Source organism: Neorhizobium huautlense (assembly GCF_002968575.1).
Lineage (GTDB): Bacteria > Pseudomonadota > Alphaproteobacteria > Rhizobiales > Rhizobiaceae > Neorhizobium > Neorhizobium huautlense.
This window is the reverse complement of sequence record NZ_PVBM01000005.1, coordinates 44,790-69,952: the sequence shown is the minus strand read 5'-3', so window position 1 is coordinate 69,952 and position 25,163 is coordinate 44,790. Positions and strand designations below refer to the sequence as shown.

The 25,163-nt window shown below is 61.1% G+C and carries 19 protein-coding genes; 16 read left to right on the top strand and 3 right to left on the bottom strand.

Annotated features, from left to right (window positions below; all coding sequences use genetic code 11):
- Positions 1-9: 9 nt before the first annotated feature.
- The gene (locus tag C5L12_RS07360) at positions 10-651 is read left to right on the top strand and encodes a ThuA domain-containing protein (RefSeq protein WP_105371389.1); all 642 of its coding nucleotides are present in this window, start codon (positions 10-12) and stop codon (positions 649-651) included.
- A gap of 26 nt (positions 652-677) precedes the next feature.
- On the opposite strand, the gene C5L12_RS07355 is transcribed toward C5L12_RS07360, so the two are convergent.
- The gene (locus tag C5L12_RS07355; RefSeq protein WP_105371388.1) at positions 678-2,669 is read right to left on the bottom strand and encodes an alpha-glucosidase; all 1,992 of its coding nucleotides are present in this window, start codon (positions 2,667-2,669) and stop codon (positions 678-680) included.
- Positions 2,670-2,693: 24 nt separating this feature from the next.
- Positions 2,694-3,398: a GntR family transcriptional regulator gene (locus C5L12_RS07350; protein ID WP_105371387.1), complete on the bottom strand. Its 705-nt coding sequence runs from the start codon at positions 3,396-3,398 to the stop codon at positions 2,694-2,696.
- A 98-nt stretch (positions 3,399-3,496) separates the two neighbouring features.
- Between C5L12_RS07350 and C5L12_RS07345 the strand changes: the two genes are divergently transcribed.
- The 4 genes from C5L12_RS07345 to C5L12_RS07330 all read left to right on the top strand — a co-directional run bounded on the left by C5L12_RS07345 (position 3,497) and on the right by C5L12_RS07330 (position 7,320).
- Positions 3,497-4,654: an LLM class flavin-dependent oxidoreductase gene (locus C5L12_RS07345; RefSeq protein WP_105371386.1), complete on the top strand. Its 1,158-nt coding sequence runs from the start codon at positions 3,497-3,499 to the stop codon at positions 4,652-4,654.
- Positions 4,654-5,547, top strand: a complete 894-nt coding sequence (locus tag C5L12_RS07340; RefSeq protein WP_105371385.1) for an aldo/keto reductase — start codon at positions 4,654-4,656, stop codon at positions 5,545-5,547. Before C5L12_RS07345 ends, C5L12_RS07340 begins: the two co-directional genes overlap by 1 nt.
- The gene (gene smoA / locus C5L12_RS07335) at positions 5,544-6,080 is read left to right on the top strand and encodes an NADH-dependent FMN reductase SmoA (protein WP_425350750.1); all 537 of its coding nucleotides are present in this window, start codon (positions 5,544-5,546) and stop codon (positions 6,078-6,080) included. The genes C5L12_RS07340 and smoA overlap by 4 nt, the downstream gene beginning before the upstream one ends.
- A gap of 70 nt (positions 6,081-6,150) precedes the next feature.
- Positions 6,151-7,320, top strand: coding sequence for a pyridoxal phosphate-dependent aminotransferase (locus C5L12_RS07330; protein ID WP_105371384.1), 1,170 nt, complete (start codon positions 6,151-6,153; stop codon positions 7,318-7,320).
- 61 nt (positions 7,321-7,381) lie between these two features.
- On the opposite strand, the gene C5L12_RS07325 is transcribed toward C5L12_RS07330, so the two are convergent.
- A complete protein-coding gene (locus C5L12_RS07325) occupies positions 7,382-9,778 on the bottom strand; it encodes a DNA translocase FtsK (RefSeq protein WP_105371383.1) in 2,397 nt (798 codons plus the stop codon).
- A gap of 152 nt (positions 9,779-9,930) precedes the next feature.
- Here C5L12_RS07325 and C5L12_RS07320 point away from each other — a divergent pair, with 152 nt between their 5' ends.
- The 11 genes from C5L12_RS07320 (at position 9,931) to cysG (ending at position 25,123) form a co-directional block, all read left to right on the top strand.
- Positions 9,931-10,518, top strand: coding sequence for an ANTAR domain-containing response regulator (locus C5L12_RS07320; protein ID WP_105371382.1), 588 nt, complete (start codon positions 9,931-9,933; stop codon positions 10,516-10,518).
- A 37-nt stretch (positions 10,519-10,555) separates the two neighbouring features.
- Positions 10,556-11,833, top strand: coding sequence for a CmpA/NrtA family ABC transporter substrate-binding protein (locus tag C5L12_RS07315; RefSeq protein WP_205839316.1), 1,278 nt, complete (start codon positions 10,556-10,558; stop codon positions 11,831-11,833).
- Positions 11,834-12,176: 343 nt separating this feature from the next.
- The gene (locus C5L12_RS07310; protein ID WP_105371380.1) at positions 12,177-13,475 is read left to right on the top strand and encodes a CmpA/NrtA family ABC transporter substrate-binding protein; all 1,299 of its coding nucleotides are present in this window, start codon (positions 12,177-12,179) and stop codon (positions 13,473-13,475) included.
- 56 nt (positions 13,476-13,531) lie between these two features.
- On the top strand, positions 13,532-14,425 hold the full coding sequence (gene ntrB / locus C5L12_RS07305; protein WP_105371379.1) for a nitrate ABC transporter permease: 894 nt from the start codon (positions 13,532-13,534) through the stop codon (positions 14,423-14,425).
- An 11-nt stretch (positions 14,426-14,436) separates the two neighbouring features.
- Positions 14,437-15,234 (top strand): ABC transporter ATP-binding protein, encoded by a 798-nt coding sequence (locus C5L12_RS07300; protein WP_105371378.1) that lies wholly within the window; start codon positions 14,437-14,439, stop codon positions 15,232-15,234.
- A gap of 4 nt (positions 15,235-15,238) precedes the next feature.
- Positions 15,239-17,689, top strand: a complete 2,451-nt coding sequence (nirB, locus tag C5L12_RS07295) for a nitrite reductase large subunit NirB (RefSeq protein WP_105371377.1) — start codon at positions 15,239-15,241, stop codon at positions 17,687-17,689.
- 4 nt (positions 17,690-17,693) lie between these two features.
- A complete protein-coding gene (nirD, locus tag C5L12_RS07290; RefSeq protein WP_105371376.1) occupies positions 17,694-18,032 on the top strand; it encodes a nitrite reductase small subunit NirD in 339 nt (112 codons plus the stop codon).
- A 49-nt stretch (positions 18,033-18,081) separates the two neighbouring features.
- Positions 18,082-18,927 carry a formate/nitrite transporter family protein gene (locus tag C5L12_RS07285; RefSeq protein ID WP_105371375.1) on the top strand — a complete coding sequence of 282 codons (846 nt, stop codon included), beginning with the start codon at positions 18,082-18,084 and terminating at the stop codon, positions 18,925-18,927.
- Positions 18,928-18,977: 50 nt separating this feature from the next.
- Complete coding sequence (locus C5L12_RS07280; RefSeq protein ID WP_105371374.1) at positions 18,978-20,711, top strand: bifunctional protein-serine/threonine kinase/phosphatase; 1,734 nt, start codon at positions 18,978-18,980, stop codon at positions 20,709-20,711.
- 289 nt (positions 20,712-21,000) lie between these two features.
- The gene (locus C5L12_RS07275) at positions 21,001-23,673 is read left to right on the top strand and encodes a nitrate reductase (protein WP_105371373.1); all 2,673 of its coding nucleotides are present in this window, start codon (positions 21,001-21,003) and stop codon (positions 23,671-23,673) included.
- On the top strand, positions 23,645-25,123 hold the full coding sequence (gene cysG / locus C5L12_RS07270) for a siroheme synthase CysG (RefSeq protein WP_105371372.1): 1,479 nt from the start codon (positions 23,645-23,647) through the stop codon (positions 25,121-25,123). The genes C5L12_RS07275 and cysG overlap by 29 nt, the downstream gene beginning before the upstream one ends.
- The last annotated feature ends 40 nt before the right edge of the window (positions 25,124-25,163 follow it).

The following is a 25,163-nucleotide window of genomic DNA, read 5'->3' as shown; positions in this document are numbered from 1 at the left end:
GAGGAAGACATGAAAGAAGCATTGATCGTCTGGGGCGGATGGAGCGGACATGAGCCGCAGGAATGCGCAGCCATCATCAAGGACATGCTCGAAGAGGACGGGTTCAAGGTCTATCTCGAACATTCGACCGAAGCCTTCGCCGATCCCTCGATCCATGACCTGAGCCTGATCGTCCCGATCATGACCATGTCGAAGATCGAGAAGGAAGAGGTCAAGAACCTTGCGGCCGCAGTCGAAAGCGGCGTCGGCATCGCCGGCTATCACGGCGGCGCAGGCGACGCTTTTCGCGAATCCGTCGACTATCAGTTCATTATCGGCGGCCAATGGGTCGCCCATCCCGGCAACATCATCGACTACACGGTCAACATCACCAAGCCGGACGATCCGCTGGTGGAAGGGATCACCGATTTCCCCTACACATCCGAGCAATATTACATGCACATCGACCCTTCGAATGAGGTGCTCGCGACCACCACCTTCACAGGCGACCATGCCTACTGGATCGACGGCGTCGTCATGCCGGTCGTCTGGAAGCGTAAATACGGCAAGGGCCGCGTCTTTTATTCCTCGCTCGGCCATCAGGCGAAGGAATTCGACGTGCCGCAGATGAAGACCATCTTCCGCCGCGGTGCGAATTGGGCTGCGCGTTGATATAGGTACGGGCGACGGAGTCGCCCCTATATCCCTCTTAAGGCGGCAAAGGTTTCCTTGAACAAGGCATCCGCCCGGTAGAAGACCGGTGGATGGCCGATCGGCGAAGCAACCGTCACTTCTTCCCCACCGGCAAACTCCTCGCCACTCCACACATGCACCCAATCTGCCCCTTCCGGCAGATAAACCAGGCGCTCTTCCTGCGCAGCGTGCCACACCGGCGCCACCAGCAGTTCGGAGCCGTAGAGGTAGGCATCCTGAATCGCATAGGTCTTCGGATCGTGCTCGAAATGCAGGAAGAGAGGCCGCTGCACAGGCAGGCCGCAGGTGGACGCCTCCCGCGACAAGCTCTTCAGATATTTCCCGAGATGAACATAGATCCGCGTCATCCGCGCGAAGTGAGCAAGGACGTCAGGGTCCTGATCGACCTGCACATTGTCGCGCGGCCGGTTCCCCTCATGCGTTCGCATGACCGGCGTGAACGCGGCCATTTCCGCCCAGCGCATGATCAATTCGGGTGTGCGGACATTGCCGAAGAGGCTGGTGTAACCGCCTATGTCGGAATGATGATAGGCGTTCCCCAGCAGCCCCGACGACAGCGCCGCACAAATGACGGTCACCAGTCCATCATGCCGGGAAAAATCCACGGACTGATCCCCGCCCCAAAGCAGCGGACAGTGCCTCTGCACGCCCGTGAAGCCGGCCCGCATGAAGAACAGCGCGTCCCCCGCCCTGCCGCGGCTTTCGACCGCCATGGCATTGACCTCGGCCCACAGCGTCGGCCAGGCATTATGCATCAGCTTGGCATCTATGCCGTTCGCAAGCTCGACGTCGATCGGAAGATATTCGCCGAAGTCGGCCATCCATCCGGACAGTCCATAGTCCAGCATACGCCGACCGATGATTTCCTCGGCAAACCAGTCGGCGGCTTCCGGGTTGGTGAAGTCGACGACGCCACAGTCGAACTCGCCGAAATCGACGATCGCCGTACGGCCGAGCTGGTCCTTGGCGAAATAACCGGCGGCTTCGGCCTCCGGGAAAAGAGATCCGTCGACAGCGAGATAGGGGTTCACATAACCCAGGAACCGGATGCCTTCGTCATTCAGGGCAGCAATGCGTTGCCGCAGATCGGGATAACGTTCCTCGTTGGCCTGCCAGTCCCAGAAAAGGCGTGAGCCGAACGAGGTCTGGCGGATGCCGACCCAATCTTCGCACCAGAGGCCGGAAACCTGCACCCCGGCTTTTCGCATCTTCTCCAGTCGCTCGAAGGAATTGGAGCCATCCTTGAGACCGATGATTGCTCCCTTGTAGACCCAGTCCGGCAACTCCGGCTGCCGGCCAAAACGCAGTGACAGCATGGTCACAAGCTCGGCAAAGGTCGGAGCGCAGTAAAATTCGATCCGCTCCGGCACGGCCCACACCTCAAGCTCGTGAAATGACCGGCGGCGAAAATCGAAGATGGAATAGGCAGTCGTCTCGACATGCAGCGCATATCGGGCAGAGGAGAGATAGGTCGGCTGGGGATAGTTGGTGTTGTAGTAATCTCCCCCGGCCTTGTCCTTGAGATCGGATTTGAACGTGATCTCGCTCGTCTTGTCGCGGCCGACGCCAGGTTCGGAGGTCCAGAGCGGAAAACGGCGCCCACGCATGTCGAAATAGGACATTTGCTCGCCGCCGCCCCAGACATGCTCGTCATGTTCGGCGTGGATGCGGATCCAGAAACGATTGATGCTGTCGTCCAGCGATCGGAAAAAGATCGTGGATCCCTCGATCGTCAGCTCCAGACGCGGCGGCAGGCCCTCAGCCTCCGACAGGCTAATCTTTGAACCATCCACCTCTGCATGCCGTAGCGGGCTGCGTTCGACGATATAATCCTCGACCTCGAAATTGCCGCGATACATATCCATCCGTTCCTGGCCATGCCCGACGAAGACGGACGGGGACGAGGCCGTATGCTGCAGGACCGTGCGGCCGCTCAAAGAGATGGAGAAACCTTCAGATGTCGCGTGGAATTTCATCATTCTGCTAATCAATTGAGATCCCTACCGGAGTCGCGACACGTAACGTGCCACCGAATGATCGAACCAGGTGCGGGAGACCTCGGCCACCGCACCGTCCTGCGCCTGACTGAGCCGCAATACGTGGGGAATCGGGGCGCCGGGTCTTTGCCCGAATGTCGGCGGAGCCCATTCGGGCACCGTGTCGAGATCGATCCTGTCCTCGGCCTTCGAGATCCAAAGACCGAGCCGGGTCCGATAATAGAGGTAGAGGGATTCCGAGAGATCTGCGGCCGTGATCGAGGGCGTATAGGACCCGTCGAGCCAGATCTCTTCCAGGGCCGCCATCTGCCCGGACAGCCGACGAATGCGGCGAATGCGATGTCCTTCCGGCGAAAAGCCGAATTTCGGCAATATCCCCGGTTTGTCGAGCCGAGTCACATCCAGCACTTCCGCCGTCGGCAATCCGCCGCCCTGGATGAGCTCCAGCCGGAACATCGCATAGACACTTCTCGGATCGCTCACCGCCCGGACGTAGTTGCCGGATCCCTGCACCCGCTCGAGGAGCCCCCGCGCCTGAAGCTCCGCCAGCGCCTTGCGCAGCGTCCCGACCGCAATGCCGAGCTGCGTGGCCATATCCCGCTCCGGCGCAAGCTTCTCGCCGTCGATTAGCCGGCCGGCAGCGATGTCGCGCACGAGCAGCTCGGTGATCTGCAGATAGATAGGCAGACTGCCGGGATGGCTCTCCATGAACTCTTTTCTCCTCCCCGAGAAAAATTGATACATCATTGATCTACATCAAATCGGATGTTATGCAAGTGACAATCGTCAAGGACGGAGGAGCGTTTATGAGTGTTGTGCCGATTACATCGCCGGAGCTCGATGCGGCGGAGGTCTCCTGGTTTTCGGCGCTGTGTTCGGACGACTATGCCTATCTCGGCGTACCCGAGGACAGTCTGAAATCGAGCTGGGAGCATTGCTCGGATATCGTCAAACGAGCGGAAAAACTAGGCTTCCGCAATATCCTCTGCCCCTCCTCCTACCAGGTCGGCCAGGATACGCTGAGCTTCGTCGCGGCCTGTTCGCAGATCACCGAGAAGATCAATCTTCTGGCCGCGATCCGTTGCGGGGAGATGCAGCCGATCATGCTTGCCCGCACCGTGGCCACCCTCGATCACATGCTGAAGGGCCGGCTGACCCTCAACGTCATCAGTTCCGATTTTCCGGGCGAGATCGCTGACAGCGCCTTCCGCTACCGGCGCAGCCATGAGGTGGTGCAGATCCTCCGGCAGGCCTGGACGCGCGAGACAATCGATCACGAAGGCGAGGTGTATCAATTCAAGGGCGTTTCGACCGAACCCGCGCGACCTTACCAACAGAATGGCGGCCCCCTTCTCTATTTCGGAGGCTATTCGCCGGATGCGCTGGAGCTTTGCGGCGCGCAGTGCGACGTCTATCTGATGTGGCCGGAACCCAAGGATCAGATCGCCGAGCGCATGAAGGCTGTCAATGAACGGGCACAGGCGCACGGCCGCACGCTGGATTATGGCCTGCGGGTCCATATGATCGTTCGCGATACCGAACAGGAAGCACGGGAATACGCCGAACATCTGGTCTCGAAGCTGGATGACGAATACGGCCGGCTGATCCGCAGCCGCGCTCATGACAGCATTTCCCTCGGTGTTTCACATCAGGCCCGCACCCGCGAACTCGCGGATAAATTCGGCTATGTGGAGCCGCATCTGTGGACCGGCATCGGCCGGGCACGTTCCGGCTGCGGCGCGGCACTTGTAGGATCCGTCGACCAAGTACTTTCGGAGATTGAGGCTTACCAGAAAATGGGTATCCGCGCCTTCATCTTTTCCGGTTACCCTCATCTCGACGAGGCGGAACATTTCGGCCAGAAGGTGCTGCCGCAGCTAAAGACCTGCTCCCTGCCGCATGCCTATGGTCGCGTGCCGGCAGAGACCCCCGCAACGTCCCTCGGTACAGGAAGACGCCACTGATGGACCGCATTCAACTTTCGCCCGAACTGAAACTGAGCCGCCTCGTCTATGGCACCTGGCGCATCTGTGACGATCCGGACACCTCACCCAAGCATGTCCAGGCGAAGATCGAGGCCTGCCTCGCTAAGGGCATCACCACCATGGACCACGCCGATATCTACGGAGGCTATACGGCCGAGGCGATCTTCGGCGCGGCGCTGAAGGCCTCGCCTTCCCTGCGCGACAAGATCGAAATCGTCACCAAATGCGGCATCGTTGCGCCTGCGGGCCGGCATTCCTCAGTCCGCGGCAAGCATTACGATACCAGTGCCGCACACATCAATGCTTCGGTCGAGGCGTCGCTGCGCGACCTCGCAACCGAACACATCGACCTGCTGCTGATCCACCGTCCCGACCCTTTCATGGATCCGGACGAAACGGGACCGGCGCTCGACGCGCTCGTCGCCTCCGGAAAGGTTCGCGCCGTCGGCGTTTCGAATTTCCGGCCGTGGGACTATTCGCTGCTTCAGTCGTCCATGGAAAACACGCTGGTCACCAACCAGATCGAGATGAGCCTTCTCGCTGCCGAAGCCTTTACCAACGGCGACCTCGCATACCTTCAGGAGCGGATGATTGCGCCCATGGCCTGGTCACCGCTTGGGGGAGGCTCACTCTTCAAGCCGGAAAATGCCGCTTTGATGAAGCTTCTGGAGCGGGTCGCCGGCGAACACGATGTCGATGCAACCGCAGTGGCGCTCGCCTGGCTGCTCGCGCATCCGGCCAATATCCTGCCGGTTCTCGGCACCAACAATATCGCCCGCATCGCGGCGAGCGTAGATGCCATGAAGGTCAAGATCGACCGCCAGACCTGGTTCGAACTCTACACCGCAGCCCTTGGAAAGCAGGTGCCATGATGCCTTCAGCCGACACCATCCAGAGCCTGAAAGAACAGCTCTTCATCCCCAATGCATCGACTGCAAGGCATTATCGCAATGCGCTCGGCACGTTCACGACGGGAGTGACGGTGGTGACGGCAAAGACGCCGAAAGGGCCGATCGGCATGACGGTGAACAGCTTCACCTCCGTGTCGCTCGACCCGCCGCTCGTCCTCTGGTCACCGGCCAAGAGCTCGAGCCGGCATCCGGCCTTCACCGCTGCGGATCATTTCGCGATCCATGTGCTGAGTGCGGAGCAGGATCGCCTAAGCGCCCGCTTCACGCGCGGCGGACTTGGGTTTGACGAGCTGGAGTGGAGCGAAAACAGCGAGGGTGTACCGGTCATTCCCGGCACACTCGCCCGGTTCGAATGCCGGCTCACCTCTATGCACGACGCCGGAGACCACACGCTGCTCATCGGCCTCGTCCTGCGTGCCGCCCATCGCGAAGGCGATCCGCTGTGTTTCTCGCGCGGCATGTTCGGACGTTTTGAGAGCGCGGGCAGCCAGTAGCCGGGAAAAATGTTGACCTCTCTGCGGAGTTGAGCCTAGGCAGGGAAGACGCAATTCCGACAGGCCAATCATGACAATCATCAGACCGGACATCAGCGCCCGCGCCGCGGCAGCGCCCCGCAGCGGCATCGGCGAAATCGTGACCTACGCCCGAGGCCGCGAAAACCTGATGCCGCTCTGGATCGGCGAAGGCGACCTTCCAACGCCCGATTTCATCACCCGCGCAGCCAGCGAAGCGCTTCTCGCCGGAGAAACCTTCTATACCTGGACCCAAGGCATTCCGGCGCTTCGCGAAGCGATCGTCCGCTATTACCAGCGGCACTACGGAGTAACCCTTGCGCTTGACAACATCTATGTCACCGGCTCGGGCATGCAGTCGATCGTGCTTGCGATCCAGACGGTTGCATCTGCCGGCGACGAGATCATCCACCTCTCGCCGGCATGGCCGAATGTGGTGAATGCGATCGGCGTTTCGGAAGCGAAGCCGGTTGCCGTGGAACTGGGCTTTGAGGACGGACGCTGGGTGCTCGACATGGAACGGCTGAAAGCGGCAATCACGCCGAAGACCAGCGCGCTCTTTATCAACTCGCCATCCAATCCGACCGGCTGGACGGCAACCCGCGAGGATTTAAAGGCGGTCCTCGAACTCGCCCGCCAGCACGGCCTCTGGATCATCGCCGACGAAATCTACGGTCTCTATTATTTCAATGGCGCCCGCGCGCCGTCCTTCATGGACGTCATCGAGCCGGAAGACCGGATCATCTTCGCCAATTCCTTCTCGAAGAACTGGTGCATGACCGGCTGGCGCGTCGGTTGGATGGTAGCACCTGCCGAGATCGGCCAGACACTGACCAATCTCATCCAGTATTCGACCTCAGGCGTTGCTCAGTTCATGCAAAAGGGCGCGATTGCTGCACTCGACGAAGGGGACGATTTCGTCCGCACCAATATCGAACGGGCACGCATATCCCGCGATATCCTCTGCGACGCGCTGATCGCCACCAACCGCGTCGAAACCCGTAAGCCGGATGGCGCTCTCTACGCCTTCCTGAAGATCGATGGCGTCACCGACAGCCGCGAAGAGGCGTTCAGGATCGTCGACAAGACGGGCGTCGGCATGGCGCCGGGAACCGCCTTTGGGCCGGGCGGCCAGGGTTTCATGCGCGCATGCTATCTGCGCGATCCGCTGCAGATCGAGGATGCGGCGAACCGGCTGAGCGACTATATCCGTAGCCGATAAGTCGCACTCTCCACCAAATGAGCTGCACCAATCCCACCTCCCCACGAAGGGAAATGGGTCGTCAATCGCCGAAATCCTCGGCCACGGCCACATTCGGGCGACCGCCGGCGATGATCTCGCGCTTGCCGACATGGTTCGCAGGCCCGACCAAACCTTCCTGCTCCATGCGTTCGACCAGGGAGGCGGCGCGGTTATAGCCGATCGACAGGCGCCGCTGGATATAGGAGGTCGAGCACTTCTTGTCCTTCATGACCACCTTGACCGCTTTTTCGTAAAGCTCGTCGCTGTCGTCACCGCCCATGGCGCTCTTATCGAAGACGGCTTCCTGCGAAACGTCCTCTTCTTCCGCCTCGTCCTCATCCTCGGTGACCGTGCCGAGATAATCCGGCCGGCCCTGGGTCTTGAGATGACGCACGACGGATTCCACTTCGGCATCCGACACGAAAGGTCCGTGGACGCGGGAAATCCGACCGCCGCCTGCCATGTGCAGCATGTCGCCCTGGCCGAGCAGGTGCTCGGCGCCCTGCTCGCCTAGGATCGTGCGGCTGTCGATCTTCGAGGTCACCTGGAAGGAGATGCGGGTCGGGAAGTTCGCCTTGATGGTGCCGGTAATGACGTCGACCGAAGGGCGCTGGGTCGCCATGATGAGATGGATGCCGGCGGCACGCGCCATCTGCGCCAACCGCTGGATCGCGCCTTCGATATCTTTCCCGGCCACCATCATCAGATCGGCCATTTCGTCGACGATGACGACGATGTAGGGCATCGGCGACAGATCGAGCTCCTGATCCTCGTAGACGATCTCGCCCGTGCTGCGGTCAAACCCGGTTTGCACGCTGACGGTGATCACCTCACCCTTGTCGCGGGCAAGCGCCGCGCGCTGATTGTAGCCATCGATATTGCGGACACCGAGGCGCGACATCTTGCGATAGCGGTCCTCCATCTCGCGCACCGCCCATTTCAGCGCAAGAACGGCTTTCTTGGGATCGGTAACGACGGGGGTCAGGAGATGCGGGATTCCGTCATAGACGGAAAGCTCGAGCATCTTCGGATCGATCATGATCAGCCGGCACTCTTCCGGGCGCAGCCGGTAGAGGAGCGACAGGATCATGGTGTTGATGGCAACCGATTTGCCCGAGCCGGTGGTGCCGGCGACGAGCAGATGCGGCATCTTGGCAAGCTCGGCGATGACGGGTTCGCCGCCGATGGTCTTGCCGAGGCAGAGCGCCAGCCGATGCTTGGTCTCCCAATAATCCTCGCATTCGATCAGCTCGCGGAAATAGACTGTCTCGCGGGTCGCATTCGGTAGTTCGATGCCGATCACATTACGACCGGGCACAACGGCGACACGCGCCGAAAGCGCCGACATCGACCGGGCGATATCATCCGAGAGGCCGATGACACGGGAAGATTTCACACCCGGCGCGGGCTCGAACTCGTAAAGCGTAACGACCGGGCCCGGCCGCACGTCGATGATCTCCCCGCGAATGCCGAAGTCCTCAAGAACGCTTTCGAGCAGGCCGGCACTCTGCTGCAGGGCATCCGGCTGAAACGCCTGGCCGCGCTCGCCTTGCGGCTCCTGCAGCAGGGAGATCGGTGGGAATTCATATTCCGCCACGGCCGGACGAACAGCCCGCGCACGTGGAAGCTCGGGCTGCGGCACCGCGGCAGCGGTGATAACAGGTACCGGTTGCGGCGGCTCTGCCAGAACGGGAGCCAGGGCCTTCGCGGCCGGCCGCGGAGCAACCTGAACGGGAACCACGGGCTCCGGAACCTTGATCGGCTCCGGCCTCGGAGACGGTGCAACGACGACGGCGCGGGCAGCCGGCTTTCGGGGCACCTCGCGGTAAAGATTGGTCACCGGTTGACCTGGCTGCGCCGCGATTGGCCGCATTTCCGGTTGAAGAGGAACAACCAGTGGTTCGACAGGCGCCGAGCCTTCCAGTTCGAACGGCATCACATCCCAGAATGCAAAGTCGGAAATTGCGATATCCCGCCGGCTTTCGGTAGGTGCCGCCATCACGGGAATTGCCTCTCGGTACGAAATGATCATGGTTTGCTCTTCGGCCGCGGTTCGCCGCATCGTCGCGGCGAGCCTCTGCAGGCCCGCTATTTCCTCGACCGGCACTATCGCCTGTTCAGCGACGGCTTCCGAATCATGGTCGGCGGCGTTGATGAACATCTCCGAGGAAACGGCTTCCGCCTCGCCGCCCGTCTCTGTGACGGCGGACGGGCCGGAAGGCTCGGTACCGAGCGGCCTCCGGTGCAAGACGCTTTCGGGCGTCCGCGTGAAGCGCACGTTCGGCGCAAGCCGAAACGCGGCCTGCCACGGCGCCTGCTCCAGCACGGGCTGGTTGAAATCCTCGAGACTCTTGGGATGGGCGCGCTCCTGCGCGGCATCGCCTTCGGCACCGGATTGGTCGGAACTCTGGGGAAAATTAAGACGTGAAAATTGCATGAGACCCGGACGAGATACGAGGATGGCACATCCTTTCATTAAGTAAAAAATAAAGGTTAACCGCTTCTTTCCAGACTGCCTCGCGACGATGCAATTCAGGCAATTGATGATCACGCTTGCCAAGGTTGCTGCACTGCGGCAACATTATATGAATGCGGGCTCCCGATCTCACCATTCTGGTCATGGACGAAAATGCCATCCGCGCTTCCATCATCGAGGAAGGGCTGCGGGAGGCTGGCCACAGCAATGTGACGGTCATCCATGAGGTTCAGGGCGTCGCCCGGATCATCGAAACCTTGAAGCCGGACGTCATCGTCATCGATATCGAAAACCCCAATCGCGACATGATGGAGCACCTTTTCCAGCTCACCCGCACCGTGAGCAGACCGATCGCCATGTTCGTAGACCGGTCCGATACGGCACTTATCGAGGCGGCGATGGAAGCAGGGGTCTCAGCTTATGTCGTTGACGGGCTGAAGAAGGAGCGCGTCAAATCGATCCTCGACATGGCGGTCAGCCGTTTCAACGCCTTCAGCCGCCTTCAGCGTGAACTGGCCGAAGCGAAATCGGCGCTGGAGGAGCGCAAGGTCATTGAGCGCGCCAAGGGCATTCTGATGAAGATGCGCGGCCTTTCGGAAGAGGAAGCATTCGCGCTGCTTCGCCAGACTGCCATGAATGAAAAAAAGAAGATGTCGGAGATCGCGCAAAGCGTCGTGACCGCCGCCGGACTTTTGATGTGATGTTTTCGCCCAGGAAGATTTCCGGGAGAAAGCCGGAGTGAACATGATGACGAAAATCGGCCAATCCGGAAGCGACCTCCCCACGCCCGCGCGCGTCAATGGCGAAGGTCCGAGAGTTTTGCGCGCCGGCTTCATTCCGCTGGTGGACGCCTCCGTGCTGATCGCCGCCGCCGAATTCGGCTTTGCGCGCAAGGAGGGCGTGACGCTTGACCTGGTGAAGGACGTATCCTGGGCGAATGTGCGCGATCGCCTCGCCTTCCGTCAGTTCGAAATCGCCCACATGCTGTCGCCGATGCCGGTCGCCTCCATGCTGGGGCTCGGCTCGAATCCATCGCCCACCATCACGCCGTTCTCGCTTGGCCAGGGCGGCAATGCCATCACCCTTTCCACCCGCCTTTTCGAACGCATGCGAGAGATTGCGGGGATTGCCGAAAACGCCACCGCTCTCGAAAACGCGGAAGCTTTGGCAAAGGTACTGGAGGTGATGAGAAAACGGGGAGAGCCTTTGCCGACGCTCGGCATGACCTACCCTTTTTCCTCGCACAATTACGAATTTCGCTACTGGCTTGCAGCAGGAGGAATAGATCCGGATCGTGACGTGAAGCTGGTCGTCGTCCCGCCGCCGATGACCTCGGACGCCCTCGCAGCGGGTGCGATCGACGGGTTCTGCGTCGGCGCGCCATGGAATATGGTGGCCTCCGAACGTGGTGTGGGCCGCATCGTCGCTGCCAAGCAGGATATCTGGCCGTCAGCACCGGAAAAAGTCATCGGCATGCGGCCGGACTGGGCCGAAAGCCGGCCAGAGACCGTATCGCGGCTCCTCGTGGCGCTCGATGAGGCAGCCCGCTGGTGCGACCGGCCTGAAAATCACGATGCGCTCGCCGAAGCCCTGGCCAGCCCCCGCTTCATCGCCGCGCCGGTGGATATCATCCGCCACGTTCTTGCGGGGCAATTCAGCCTCGACGCCAAGGGAAACCGCCGGATCATCGAGGACTATTTCACGTTTCATCGCGGCTTTGCGAATTATCCCCGCCCCAGCCACGCCCTCTGGCTCTACAGTCAGATGATCCGCTGGGGTCAGGCAGAGTTCAACGAACGGGGACTTCGCGCGGCGGCAAGCGCCTACCGACCCGACCTTTACCGTGCCGCCTTGGGCACCGGTCCGGCCAATGCCGATATCGGTATCGAAGGCGAACGCGATGGCGATCGCTTCATGGACGGCCATGTCTTCGACCCGTCCAACATCGCCGCCTATATTGAGAATTTCGCTGTCCGCAGCCCTTTGGCAGACAATGCCGAGCGACACGAAATCTGAGAATGCCGCAATCGGTGCACATCGTTTGCGCGCCTTCAATTTAGCAATCGCACAAAAATATTGCAGCACGGCACGCAGCTTCATATTTAAGCTGCGAATTTCATAGCGAAAATATTTCTTTAAATTCAGCGCTCTAGATCCCCACCCGCAAACTGGCACGCCCTTTGCATTGCTTTATCTGCACCGGTCAATGGCGACCGGCGCGGATAGGCGCGGCATAAGCGCTTACACAAGACACCGACGTCGCAAGGTCTTTGCTGTCCGGGATCCTCCCATCCCGTGGACGCAATTTCCGAGCGGCGTTTTTTTGTGCCTAAAACCGGCCAGCAGAGGGAACCTGCGCATGACCAAGATTTTGACGACCGGCATCACACGCCGCTGCATGCTCAAGACGACTGCCACTGCCGCCCTCATCGGCGCAGTCAAGACTGCCTTTCCGTCCGGTGCTTTCGCAGCCGGTGCTGGCCCGGAAGTAACCGGCGTCAAGCTCGGCTTCATCGCGCTCACCGATGCCGCTCCCCTCATCATTGCCAAGGAGAAGGGGCTTTTCGAAAAGCATGGCCTTCCTGATGCGGACGTCTCCAAGCAAGCCTCCTGGGGCGCGACCCGCGACAACCTCGTCCTCGGCGGCGCCGCGAACGGCATCGACGGAGCCCATATCCTTTCGCCGCTTCCCTATCTCATGCACACCGGCAAGGTGACGCAGAACAACAAGCCGGTGCCGATGGCGATCCTCGCTCGCCTGAATCTCGACAGCCAGGGCATTTCGGTCGCCAAGGAATATGCCGATACCGGCGTGCAACTCGATGCCTCCAGGCTGAAGGCTGCCTTCGAAAAGAAGAAGGCCGAGGGCAAGGAAATCAAGGCTGCCATGACCTTCCCGGGCGGCACCCACGACCTCTGGATCCGCTACTGGCTCGCCGCCGGCGGCATCGATCCGAACAAGGACGTATCCACCATCGTCGTGCCGCCGCCGCAGATGGTCGCCAACATGAAGGTCGGCAACATGGACGTCTTCTGTGTGGGCGAGCCATGGAACGAGCAACTCGTGAACCAGGGCATCGGGTTCACGGCCGCCACCACCGGCGAACTCTGGAAGGGGCACCCCGAAAAGGCGCTCGGCCTTCGCGCCGACTGGATCGAAAAGAACCCCAACGCCGGCAAGGCCCTGCTTATGGCCGTCATGGAAGCCCAGCAATGGTGCGACAGCATGGACAACAAGGCGGAAATGGCCGAGATCCTCGGCAAGCGCCAGTGGTTCAACGTTCCCGCGAAGGATGTTCTCGGCCGTCTCCAGGGCGACATCAACTACGGCAACGGCCGCGAGGCCAAGGGCACCGATCTTTACATGAAGTTCTGGAAGGATGGCGCCTCCTATCCGTTCAAGAGCCATGACACCTGGTTCATGGCCGAAAACGCCCGGTGGGGATACTTGCCCGCCGACACCGATATCAAGGCATTGGTAAATCAGGTGAACCGCGAGGATATCTGGCGCGTGGCCGCCAAGGAGCTTGGCGTCGCGGCTGCCGATATCCCCGCCTCGTCCTCGCGCGGCAAGGAAACCTTCTTCGACGGCAAGGTCTTCGACCCGGAAAATCCCTCGGCCTATCTCGACAGCCTTTCGATCAAGGCTGCGTCCTGAACCCCCGCCTCCGGCGCGTGACGGGCGCGCCGGCTTTTTATTCATAAGGAGCGCTGATGTCCGCCCTGGCAAAAAAAGAAAAACTCTCCACGATCGCCTCAGCCAAACCGGCTGGCAAAGTCGTCCCCTTTTCCGGCAGACAGGTCGCCAAGATCGATGTCCGCCGGATGGGGGCGGCCGCCTTGCGTAACGTTGTTCCGCCGGTCGTCGTCCTGGCGCTGATCCTACTCGTCTGGCAGGTACTTTGTTCGTCGCCGCAGGCCTCGCTGCCATCGCCGCATGTCGTCTGGACGGAAGCCTATGACCTGATCGCCTACCCCTTCTTCAACTATGGCTCCCAGGATATCGGATTAGGCTGGCGCGTCCTGGTATCTCTGCAGCGCGTCGCCTACGGCTTTGGGCTTGCCGCAATCGCCGGCGTCATCGTCGGCGCGATCATCGGCCAGTCCGTCTGGGCGATGCGCGGCCTTGACCCGATCTTCCAGGTCCTGCGCACCGTGCCGCCGCTCGCCTGGCTGCCGCTGTCGCTCGCCGCCTTCCAGGACTCAAACCCATCGGCAATCTTCGTAATCTTCATCACCTCGATCTGGCCGGTGATCATCAACACCGCCGTCGGCGTGCGCAATATCCCGCAGGATTATCGCAACGTCGCCCAGGTGCTGCGCCTTAACCAGTTCGAATTTTTCTTCAAGATCATGCTGCCGTCGGCGGCACCCTACATCTTCACCGGCCTGCGCATCGGTGTAGGCCTTTCCTGGCTCGCGATCGTCGCGGCCGAAATGCTGACCGGCGGTGTCGGCATCGGCTTCTTCATCTGGGATGCCTGGAACTCGTCGCGGCTGCCCGACATCATCGTCGCACTCGCCTATATCGGCGTTGTCGGCTTCGCCCTCGACAAGCTGGTTTCCGCGCTCGGCAAGATCATCACCCGCGGCGCTTCGGCAAACTGAGGAGCGGACCCATGAACGCCTATCTGAAGCTCGACCATATCGACAAATATTTCGACCGCGGCGGCGTGCGCGCCGAGGTGTTGAAGGACATCAACCTGACGATCTCCAAGGGTGAATTCGTCTCCATCATCGGCCATTCGGGTTGCGGCAAGTCCACCTTGCTGAACCTCGTCGCCGGGTTGACGCCGGTTTCGGCCGGCGCTGTCCTGCTTGAAAACCGCGAGGTCAATGCGCCCGGGCCGGAACGTGCCGTGGTCTTCCAGAACCACTCGTTGCTGCCCTGGCTGACGGTGTATGAAAACGTCAATCTCGCCGTCGCCAAGGTCTTCAGCCGGACGAAAACCAAGGCCGAACGCCACGACTGGGTGATGGCCAATCTCGACCTCGTCCAGATGGCACACGCCAAGGACAAGCGGCCCTCGGAAATCTCCGGCGGCATGAAGCAGCGCGTCGGCATCGCCCGGGCTCTTGCCATGGAGCCAAAGATCCTGCTGCTCGACGAGCCCTTCGGCGCTCTCGACGCATTGACCCGCGCGCATCTGCAGGATGCGGTCATGGAAATCCACTCGCGCCTCGGCAACACGATGGTCATGATCACCCATGACGTCGACGAGGCGGTGCTGCTTTCCGACCGCATCGTCATGATGACCAACGGACCGTCGGCCCGGATCGGCGAAGTCCTCGACGTGCAGATCGACCGCCCCCGAAACCGCATCGAACTCGCCTCCGACCGCACATACCTCAAGTGCCGCGAGGCCGTCCTCAAATTCCTCTACGAACGCCACCGCTTCGTTGAAGCCGCGGAGTAATATCATGACTGAGAAACTTGTTATCATCGGTAATGGCATGGCCCCCGGGCGCATGCTGGAACACCTCTTCGAACAGGCGCCGGGCCGCTATCAGGTCACGATCTTCAATGCCGAACCGCGCGTCAACTACGATCGCATCATGCTCTCGCCCGTCCTTTCGGGCGAGAAGACCTACGAGCAGATCGTCATCCATGGTGACGGCTGGTACATCGATCACGGCATCACGCTCTACAAGGGCCACAAGATCGTCGCGATCGACCGCGCCGCGAAGACGGTCACCTCCGATCACGGCGTCACCGAGAGTTACGACAAGCTGGTGATCGCCACCGGCTCGGTACCTTTCATCATTCCGGTGCCTGGCAAGGATCTTCCCGGCGTCATCACCTATCGCGACCTGGACGACGTCAACGCTATGCTGCTCGCCGCCCAGTCACGCGCCAAGGCCGTGGTGATCGGCGGCGGTCTGCTTGGGCTTGAAGCTGCGGCCGGACTTGCCGAGCGTGGCATGGACGTGACCGTGCTGCATGTCATGCCGACGCTGATGGAACGTCAGCTCGATCCCGCCGCTGGCTATCTCCTTCAGAAAGCCGTCGAAGATCGCGGCATCAGGGTCATCTGCAAAGCCAATACCAAAGCGATCATCGGCGATGGCAAAGTGGAAGGCATCGAACTCGACGACGGCCGCATCATCCCGGCAACGCTCGTTGTCATGGCGGTCGGCATCCGGCCAAATGTCGGCCTGGCCAAGGAAGCCGGACTTGCCGTCAATCGCGGCATCGTTGTCGACGCCGGCATGCAAACCTCGGATGGCGACATCTTCTCCATCGGCGAATGTGCGGAAGTGGGCGGCATGGTCTACGGCCTCGTCGCGCCGCTCTACGAAATGGCGCGTGTCGCGGCCGCGCACCTCGCGGGCGATAGGAAGCCTGCCTTCGTCCATTCCGACACTCCGACCAAGCTCAAGGTCACTGGCATCGATCTCTATTCGCTCGGTGATTTCGCCGACGGCGACGACCGCCAGGAAATCGTGCTGCGCGATGCCACTGCGGGCGTCTACAAGCGCCTCGTCCTCAAGGACAACCGCATCATCGGCACCGTGCTTTACGGCGAAACCTCCGACGGCGCCTGGTTCAACGATCTGAAGAAAAAAGCGACCGACATTTCGGAAATGCGTGACACGCTGATCTTCGGACAGGCCTATCAAGGGGGTTCTCCGCTGGACCCTATGGCGGCCGTTGCAGCCTTGCCGGATGATGCGGAGATCTGCGGCTGCAACGGCGTCTGCAAAGGCAAGATCACCTCAACGATCACGGCCAAAGGCCTGACGTCGCTGGACGATGTGCGTGCTCACACAAAGGCCTCCGCTTCCTGTGGCAGCTGTACCGGGCTTGTCGAGCAGTTGATGGCGCTCACGCTTGGTGACGCCTACAACCCGGCCGCTGTCACGCCCATGTGCACCTGCACAGAACTCGGCCATGACGACGTCCGCCGCTTGATCAAGGCGAAGAAGCTGAAGACGATCCCTGCCGTCATGCAGGAACTGGAGTGGAAGACCTCCTGCGGCTGCGCCAAGTGCCGCCCGGCACTCAACTACTACCTCGTCTGCGACTGGCCGGACGAATATGCCGATGATTACCAGTCGCGTTTCATCAACGAGCGTGTCCACGCCAATATTCAGAAGGACGGCACCTATTCCGTCGTTCCACGCATGTGGGGTGGTGTCACCAACTCCCAGGAATTGCGCGCGATCGCCGATGTGGTCGACAAGTTCGAGATTCCGTTGGTGAAGGTGACCGGCGGCCAGCGTATCGACCTTCTAGGCGTCGAGAAGGAAGATCTGCCGGCTGTCTGGGCCGATCTCGGCAAGGCGGGTTTCGTCTCCGGCCAGGCCTATGCCAAGGGCTTGCGCACAGTAAAAACCTGTGTCGGCTCCGACTGGTGCCGCTTCGGCACGCAGGATTCGACGGGCCTCGGCATCCGCATCGAGAAATTCATGTGGGGTTCCTGGACGCCTGCCAAGCTGAAAATGGCCGTCTCCGGGTGTCCGCGCAACTGCGCCGAGGCAACCTGCAAGGATATCGGCGTCATCTGCGTGGACTCGGGCTTCGAGATCCATTTCGCAGGTGCCGCCGGCCTCGACATCAAGGGCACGGAGGTGCTCGGCCTGGTGAAGACCGAGGACGAGGCGCTGGAGCACATCGTGGCGCTGACCCAGATGTACCGCGAGCAGGGCCGTTACCTGGAGCGCATCTACAAATGGGCGAAGCGCATCGGCCTCGACGAAATCCGCCGGCAGATCATGACCGATACGGAAAAGCGCAAGGCCTATTACGAGCGCTTCGTCTTCAGCCAGAAATTTGCGCAGGTTGACCCCTGGTCCGAGCGCGTTTCCGGCAAGGACAAGCACGAGTTCAGGCCGATGGCGACTGTCGGCTTCAATCAAGCAGCGGAGTAAGGAGATGACGATGAACTGGATTGCAATCGGCAAGATCGATGACATCCCGCTTCGCGGCGCCCGCTGCGTGAAGACGCCCATGGGCAAGATCGGGGTGTTCCGCACTGCTGAAAACCAGGTTTTCGCCATCGAAGACCACTGCCCTCACAAGGGCGGCCCACTCAGCCAGGGGATCGTGCACGGCACTTCGGTGACCTGTCCGCTCCACAACTGGGTGATTTCGCTCGAAACCGGCAAGGCGCTCGGTGCCGACGAAGGCTCCGTCAAAACCATCCAACTGGAATTACGCGGCGACGAAATCTTCATGGCTCTCGAGAGCCTGGCGCTCGCCGCAGCCGAATGATGCTTGCCACACTCTCTACAAAAATCATGACTGGTGGAGGAAATAAACCATGTCCTATGTAGCCCCGCAGGAACTCGCGACGAAAATGATCGACGCGGGTGAATCGAAAATCTTCATGTCCACCAAGGACACCCTAATCCGCGCCTATATGGCCGGCGCCATCCTGGCACTGGCAGCAGCCTTCGCCGTCACCATCACGGTCAATACCGGACAGCCGCTGCTGGGTGCACTGCTCTTTCCGGTCGGCTTCTGCATGCTCTACCTGATGGGCTTCGACCTCCTTACGGGCGTATTCACCCTCGTACCGCTGGCCTTGATCGCCAAGCGCCCGGGCGTGACGCTCGGCGGCGTGCTGCGCAACTGGGGTCTCGTCTTTGTCGGCAATTTTGCCGGCGCCATGACGACCGCCCTCTTCATGGCGATCATCTTTACCATGGGCTTTTCCGAAGCGCCCAATGCCGTCGGCCAGAAGATCGGCGTGATCGGTGAATCGCGCACGATCGGTTACGCTGCTGCTGGAGCGGCCGGGATGCTGACCCTCTTCGTGCGGGCAGTCATGTGCAACTGGATGGTTTCGACGGGCGTCATCGGCGCCATGATGTCGAACTCGGTATCCGGCAAGGTCATTGCCATGTGGATGCCGATCCTGGTCTTTTTCTATCTCGGTTTCGAGCACTCCATCGTCAACATGTATCTCTTCCCGTCGGGCATCATGCTGGGCGGTCATTTCACCTGGCTGGACTACTTCCTCTGGAACGAAATCCCCACCGTCGTCGGTAACCTTGTGGGCGGCCTGACCTTCGTCGGCGGCGTGATCTACGCCACCCACTACAAGACCTCGCCAAGCCGCAAGGGTGAAGAAAAGCCCGCGACACGGCTTGTCGCCGCGGAGTAGTCTGCACTGGCTCCGCCGCGGCCGGCGGAGCCACCCTCCAGGAAAAATCTATGCTGCAGTCTCTCGCCCCGGGCAAACTCAAGGTCGACATCGGCCAGTATTCGGCACCGGGCCGCAAGGCCATAAACCAGGATTTCCACGGCGCCATCGTCCCCGAAGGCGCCGTTCTTGCAATGAAGGGCGTGGCGCTTGCCATCGCCGACGGCATCTCCTCAAGTCCGGTCAGCCACATCGCCGCCGAGACTGCGGTCAAGAGCTTCCTGACCGATTACTACTGCACCTCCGATGCCTGGACGGTGAAGACTGCGGCGAGCCGTGTGATCGACGCCACTAATTCCTGGCTCCATGCGCAGAACCGGGGGGTGGAGAATCTCGATCGCGCCCATGTCACCACATTTTCGGCGCTCGTACTGAAGGGGCGCTGGGCACATATTTTCCATATGGGCGACAGCCGCATCTGGCGGATGTCGGGCGGCAGTCTGGAGCCGCTGACAAGCGACCACCGCCTGACCCCGTCGCAGAGCGAAAGCTATCTCGGTCGCGCGCTTGGCCTCCTTCCTTCGGTGGAGATCGATTATCACCGGCTGGACATCCATACCGGCGACGTTTTCGTACTGACCACGGACGGCATCCATGCCCATGTCGCTCCTCGCCAAATCGCAGCGCGCCTCATGTCAGAGGAAGATCTGTCCGCTGCAGCCAAGGACATTGCCGCCTCGGCATACGAAGCAGGAAGCGACGACAATCTGACGATCCAGGTCGTTCGGATCGACAACCTGCCGGATAACGATTTCGAGCCGGTCTTCGATCTCGCGGGTTCCCTGCCTCCGGCACCCCTGCCCCGGATTCCCGGCGATTTCGAAGAATATCGGCTCCACCGGCAGATCCATGCGAGCAGTCGCAGCCACATCTTTTTGGCGACCGAACCGGAAACCGGCGAGAACGTGGTCCTGAAATTCCCCTCGGCAGATCTGCGGGAGGACGAGAACTATCTTCGGCGCTTCGCAATGGAGGAATGGGTCGCACGTCGGGTCTCAAGCATTCACGTGTTGAAGAGCCGGCAGCCGCTCAAGCCGCGCCGGTCGCTCTACCTGGTGATGGATTATGTGGAGGGCGAGACCCTTGCCCAGTGGATGGCCGATCGGCCAAAGGCGGATCTTCGGTCGGTGCGGGATATCGTCGGCCAGATCGCCAATGGGCTTCGTGCCTTGCACCGGAAGGAAATCATCCACCAGGACCTGCGGCCTGAAAACATCATGATCGACCGGAGCGGTACCGTGAAGATCATCGACTTCGGATCGGCAGCAGTGGCCGGAGTGATCGAGGCGGCGCCGAGCCTTGATGACACCGACATACTCGGAACGGTGCAATACGCCGCGCCGGAATATTTCGCAGGCGAGCGGGGAAGCGAGCAGTCCGACCTCTACTCGCTAGGGGCGATTGCCTACCACATGCTGACGGGCCGACTGCCCTATGGCCCCGCGGTCGCACGCACAAGAAGCAAGAAAGAGCAGCGGAAACTTCGTTTCGCCGGCCTTCGCGAAATCCGCCCCGATGTGCCGGACTGGGTCGAGGAAGCCATTCGCAAGGCCGTCGATCCCGATCCAGCCAAACGATACACCGAACTCTCGGAATTCGAATATGACCTGTCGCATCCGAATGCGAAGCTTCTCGGAACCCGGACACCCTCATTGATCGAGCGTAACCCGCTGCTGTTCTGGAAGGTTCTAAGCCTGATTTTAGGGCTGATCATTATCGGTCTGCTGGCCCGGGACTTTATCTGAAAAGGCAAATGCCTAATTTTTAAGCTGCAACTGCATCTTATTAAATCTTGTGCAATTCGGTTTCTTTTGCGATGATACAGGCAGAGCAAAGGCCGCTTGCGGCCATGTTCCGATCGGCAAATCTGCAACGGAGCGGATCCGCCGAAAGCCAAGATCCAGGCGCCAGCATCGACGCTGTGTACTCACCCAGATTCCTTTCGGGACTGGTTGATTGCGCAGCGTTTTTCGTTTCCGGCTCCTGGGAATGCCGCTTCCGCAATCTGTCGTCCAGCGAGGAACTAGTAGGCCGATGCGCCCAGAACTCGGGAATGAAAACAGCACAAGGACCACCTGCCCCTATTGCGGCGTTGGCTGCGGTGTCATTGCCTCCGTCGACGGAACGGGTGCGGTCAAGGTCGCGGGCGATGCCGACCATCCCGCCAACTATGGCCGCCTCTGTTCGAAAGGCTCGGCGCTTGCCGAAACCATCGATCTTGACGGTCGGATCCTCTATCCGGAGATTCACGGCGAGCGCAGCGAATGGGACGAGGCCCTGGATCTTGTCGCCCGCAAGTTTTCCGAGGCCATTGCCGAACATGGACCCGATTCAGTTGCCTTCTATGTCTCGGGACAATTGCTGACGGAAGATTATTACGTCGCCAACAAGCTGATGAAGGGCTTCATCGGTTCTGCGAACATCGATACCAATTCCCGGCTCTGCATGTCCTCCTCCGTTGCCGGCCATCGCCGCGCCTTCGGCTCCGACACCGTTCCCGGGACCTACGAGGACCTGGAACTTGCCGATCTGGTGATCCTCATCGGCTCCAACCTCGCATGGTGCCATCCGGTGATCTACCAGCGCCTTGCGGCCGCCAAGGCTGCGCGGCCGGCTATGAAAGTCGTCGTTATCGATCCCCGCCGCACCATGACCTGCGACATTGCCGACCTGCATCTGGCGATCCGCCCCGATGGGGATGTTGCGCTTTTTATGGGCCTGCTTGCCCATCTCGGCAAAAGCCTGGCCATAGACGAAGCCTATATCTCCGCCCACACGGAAGGTTTTGCTGACTCACTCGCATCCGCATCGGCGCTCACGCTCGACGCTTTGATCACGCGCACCGGTCTGCCGGTTTCCCAGCTGCTCGAATTCTTCCGGCTGTTCGAAACGAACGAAAAGGTAGTGACCTGCTACAGCCAGGGCGTCAACCAATCCTCGTCCGGTACCGACAAGGTCAATGCCATCCTCAACTGCCACTTGGCCACGGGCCGCATCGGTAGACCCGGCATGGGGCCTTTCTCGCTGACCGGCCAACCGAATGCCATGGGCGGACGGGAAGTCGGTGGACTGGCAAACATGCTTGCCGCCCATATGGCGATCGAAAACCCGGAGCATCGCGACCGTGTGCAGCGGTTTTGGGCATCGCCGACAATCGCGCAGAAACCGGGGCTGAAGGCGGTGGATATGTTCCGCGCCGTGGCTGACGGACGTATCAAGGCGGTTTGGATCATGGCAACGAACCCGGTTGTTTCCATGCCGGACGCGAATGCGGTCGAGGCAGCCATACAGGCCTGCCCCTTCGTCGTGGTCTCCGATATTCAGCACGAGACCGATACGGCGCGCCATGCGCACGTGCTGTTGCCCTCTCTCGGCTGGGGCGAAAAGGATGGCACCGTCACCAATTCCGAACGCCGCATTTCCCGCCAGCGACGCTTCCTGGCCGCTCCCGCGGAAGCCAGGGCCGACTGGTGGCAGCTTGCTGGAGTCGGACGCCGCATGGGTTTCACAGGCTTCGACTTTTCGTCGGCGGCCGAGATTTTCGCCGAACACGCGGCGCTTTCGGCATTCGAGAACGAGGGCAGCCGCGATTTCGACATCGGCGCTCAGGCGGCAATCGATGGCCCTTCTTATAACGCCTTGATGCCTTTCCAATGGCCGCAACCTGCTGGCTCGCAGCCCGCGGGGACCCGCTTCTTCGCAGAGGGCGGTTTCTTCCACCCTGATCGCAAGGCCCGCTTCGTTGCGGTCCAGGCGCCGGAGACGGACCGGAGCAGCACGCGATATCCGCTGACACTCAACACCGGCCGCGTCCGCGATCATTGGCATACGATGACCCGCACGGGCAAAAGCGCCAGGCTTTCGGGCCATATCGCCGAACCCTTTGCCGAACTACATCCACGCGATGCGATGGAGCTCGGCGTCCGAGGCGCCGGGCTTGTGGAGCTGGAAAGTCCTTTCGGCAAAGCCATCGTGCGTGCGCTGGTAACTGAGCGGCAGGCGCAAGGCAGTGTCTTCGTGCCGATGCACTGGAACGACCAGTTCGCGGCGCAGGCACGCATCGACGCACTCGTCGCTCCGGTGACCGACCCCCATTCCGGCCAACCTGCGTCCAAGAACGTCGCCATTGCCGCGCGGTCCTTTGCTGCCGCTCTTTATGGTTTTGCAGTGTCATCCACCAGACCGATCACACCGAAAGCCGATTATTGGGCTCTTGCCAAAGCCGAGGGCGGATGGCGGGTGGAGCTGGCATTCGCGGATCAGGTCGGCGACTGGACGGCCTGGTGCCGGAAAGCCTTTTCCATAGGCGGCGATATCGAGCCCCTCGGTTATGCCGATCATGACACCGGAGATCTTCGGCTCGCCTTCTTCGATGGCTCGAGACTGCTTGCCGCCCTGTTCCTTGCGCGCCAACCCGTTGCCGTCGCCCGCAACTGGGCGATCGCCCAGCTGACGGCCGAACATAGTGACCTGCGCAAGCGCTTTGCCATCGTCGCCGGTCGGCCGGGCGCTGACCAACCCGACCCAGGCGCCACCGTCTGCTCCTGTTTCTCGGTTGGCGTCAACCGCATCGTCAGTGCCGTCCGGGGCGGCTGCCACAGCGTCGAAGCCATCGGCAAGGAAACCAATGCCGGCACCAATTGCGGCTCCTGCCGCGCAGAAATCAGGGGGATCATCGATGGATGTCTTGCAGCAGCAGCGGAATGATGCGCCCGCCCGCCTGGCGCCCCTTGCGAAACTTCCCGTCTTCTGGGGGCTTGAGGGCAAGCGGGTGATTGTCGCAGGCGGATCGGATGCCGCGGCATGGAAAGCGGAACTTCTGGCCGCCTGCGGTGCCGAGGTCCACGTTTATGCCGAAGACCTCACCGAGACCTTCGGCCAGTTGGTCGGGCGCGGATCCGAACATCCGCAAGGCCGTTTTGTACATCACCCCCGGATGTGGAGTGCCGAAGTGCTGAACGGGGCCACCCTGGCGGTCGCCGATTGCGAAGAGGAGGCCGAAGCGGAAGCCTTCTTCCATGCAGCGCTGAGAGCCGGCGTACCGGTCAACGTGATCGACAAGCCGGCCTTCTGCCAGTTCCAGTTCGGTTCGATCGTCAATCGTTCGCCGGTCGTCGTGTCGATCTCCACGGACGGCGCAGCCCCGATCCTGGCTCAGGCGATCCGTCGGCGTATCGAGACACTCCTGCCGCAATCGCTGAAAGGCTGGGCAGAGCTTGCCCAATCGATGAGAGAAAAGATCAATGCCCGGCTCGCGCCCGGTCAGCAACGGCGCGCCTTCTGGGAGCGTTTCGTCGATCGTGCATTTGCAGGTTCCAATACGCCGGAGGAGGCGGTCGGCGGGGCGCTTCTGAGGGAGGCCGAAAGGCTCTCGGAAGCCCCCGCCATCGGCCGCGTCACCTTGGTAGGAGCCGGTCCCGGCGACGCGGAATTGCTGACGCTGAAAGCCATGCGTGCCCTGCAGGCCGCAGATGTCATTCTCTTCGACGATCTTGTTTCCGACGATGTGCTGGAACTCGCTCGACGCGAGGCAAAGCGGATGCTGGTCGGCAAACGCGGCGGCCGCGAAAGCTGCAAGCAGGAAGACATCAACGCGATGATGATCAAGTTCGCCAAGGCCGGGAAACGCGTCGTGCGTCTGAAATCCGGCGATCCGATGATCTTCGGCCGTGCTGGCGAGGAGATCGCCTGCCTGGAGCAGGAAGGAATACCCGTCGACGTCGTACCTGGCATCACCTCGGCCAGTGCCATGGCCTCCAGGCTCGGCGTGTCGCTCACCCACCGCGACCATGCGCAGGGCGTCCGCTTCGTTACTGGCCACTCCCGCAAGGGCATCTTGCCCGATAATCTCGACTGGCGTGCGCTCGCCGACTCCAGCACTACGACCATCTACTACATGTCCGGCCGCACTGCCGGAGAGATTGCCGCCAGACTTATGGCGGCGGGAATGAACTCCACCATGCCTGTCGTCATCGTCAGCGCGGTGAGCCGGCCAAACGAACGGCGCTGGAGCGGCTCGTTGAGCGATATGCCTGCCGCGATGGCTGAAATCGGCATCGACGAGCCGGTGCTGATCGGCATCGGCGACGTATTCCGCAAGGCTCTCCGGACTGCGGACGTAAATCGCCTGGATGGTAGGATGGCCGTACGCGCCTGAGACATGCGGATGAGCTGGAATGAGAAGGGGCGGTAAACCG

Coding starts and splice junctions, on each gene's coding strand:
- C5L12_RS07275 (WP_105371373.1), top strand. CDS start 21,001: ATGCGCCCAGAACTCGGGAATGAAAACAGCACAAGGACCACCTGCCCC.
- C5L12_RS07280 (WP_105371374.1), top strand. CDS start 18,978: ATGCTGCAGTCTCTCGCCCCGGGCAAACTCAAGGTCGACATCGGCCAG.
- C5L12_RS07360 (WP_105371389.1), top strand. CDS start 10: ATGAAAGAAGCATTGATCGTCTGGGGCGGATGGAGCGGACATGAGCCG.
- nirB (WP_105371377.1), top strand. CDS start 15,239: ATGACTGAGAAACTTGTTATCATCGGTAATGGCATGGCCCCCGGGCGC.
- C5L12_RS07300 (WP_105371378.1), top strand. CDS start 14,437: ATGAACGCCTATCTGAAGCTCGACCATATCGACAAATATTTCGACCGC.
- C5L12_RS07310 (WP_105371380.1), top strand. CDS start 12,177: ATGACCAAGATTTTGACGACCGGCATCACACGCCGCTGCATGCTCAAG.
- C5L12_RS07330 (WP_105371384.1), top strand. CDS start 6,151: ATGACAATCATCAGACCGGACATCAGCGCCCGCGCCGCGGCAGCGCCC.
- ntrB (WP_105371379.1), top strand. CDS start 13,532: ATGTCCGCCCTGGCAAAAAAAGAAAAACTCTCCACGATCGCCTCAGCC.
- C5L12_RS07340 (WP_105371385.1), top strand. CDS start 4,654: ATGGACCGCATTCAACTTTCGCCCGAACTGAAACTGAGCCGCCTCGTC.
- cysG (WP_105371372.1), top strand. CDS start 23,645: ATGGATGTCTTGCAGCAGCAGCGGAATGATGCGCCCGCCCGCCTGGCG.
- C5L12_RS07320 (WP_105371382.1), top strand. CDS start 9,931: ATGCGGGCTCCCGATCTCACCATTCTGGTCATGGACGAAAATGCCATC.
- C5L12_RS07355 (WP_105371388.1), bottom strand. CDS start 2,669: ATGAAATTCCACGCGACATCTGAAGGTTTCTCCATCTCTTTGAGCGGC.
- C5L12_RS07350 (WP_105371387.1), bottom strand. CDS start 3,398: ATGGAGAGCCATCCCGGCAGTCTGCCTATCTATCTGCAGATCACCGAG.
- smoA (WP_425350750.1), top strand. CDS start 5,544: ATGATGCCTTCAGCCGACACCATCCAGAGCCTGAAAGAACAGCTCTTC.
- C5L12_RS07345 (WP_105371386.1), top strand. CDS start 3,497: ATGAGTGTTGTGCCGATTACATCGCCGGAGCTCGATGCGGCGGAGGTC.
- C5L12_RS07325 (WP_105371383.1), bottom strand. CDS start 9,778: ATGCAATTTTCACGTCTTAATTTTCCCCAGAGTTCCGACCAATCCGGT.
- C5L12_RS07285 (WP_105371375.1), top strand. CDS start 18,082: ATGTCCTATGTAGCCCCGCAGGAACTCGCGACGAAAATGATCGACGCG.
- nirD (WP_105371376.1), top strand. CDS start 17,694: ATGACGATGAACTGGATTGCAATCGGCAAGATCGATGACATCCCGCTT.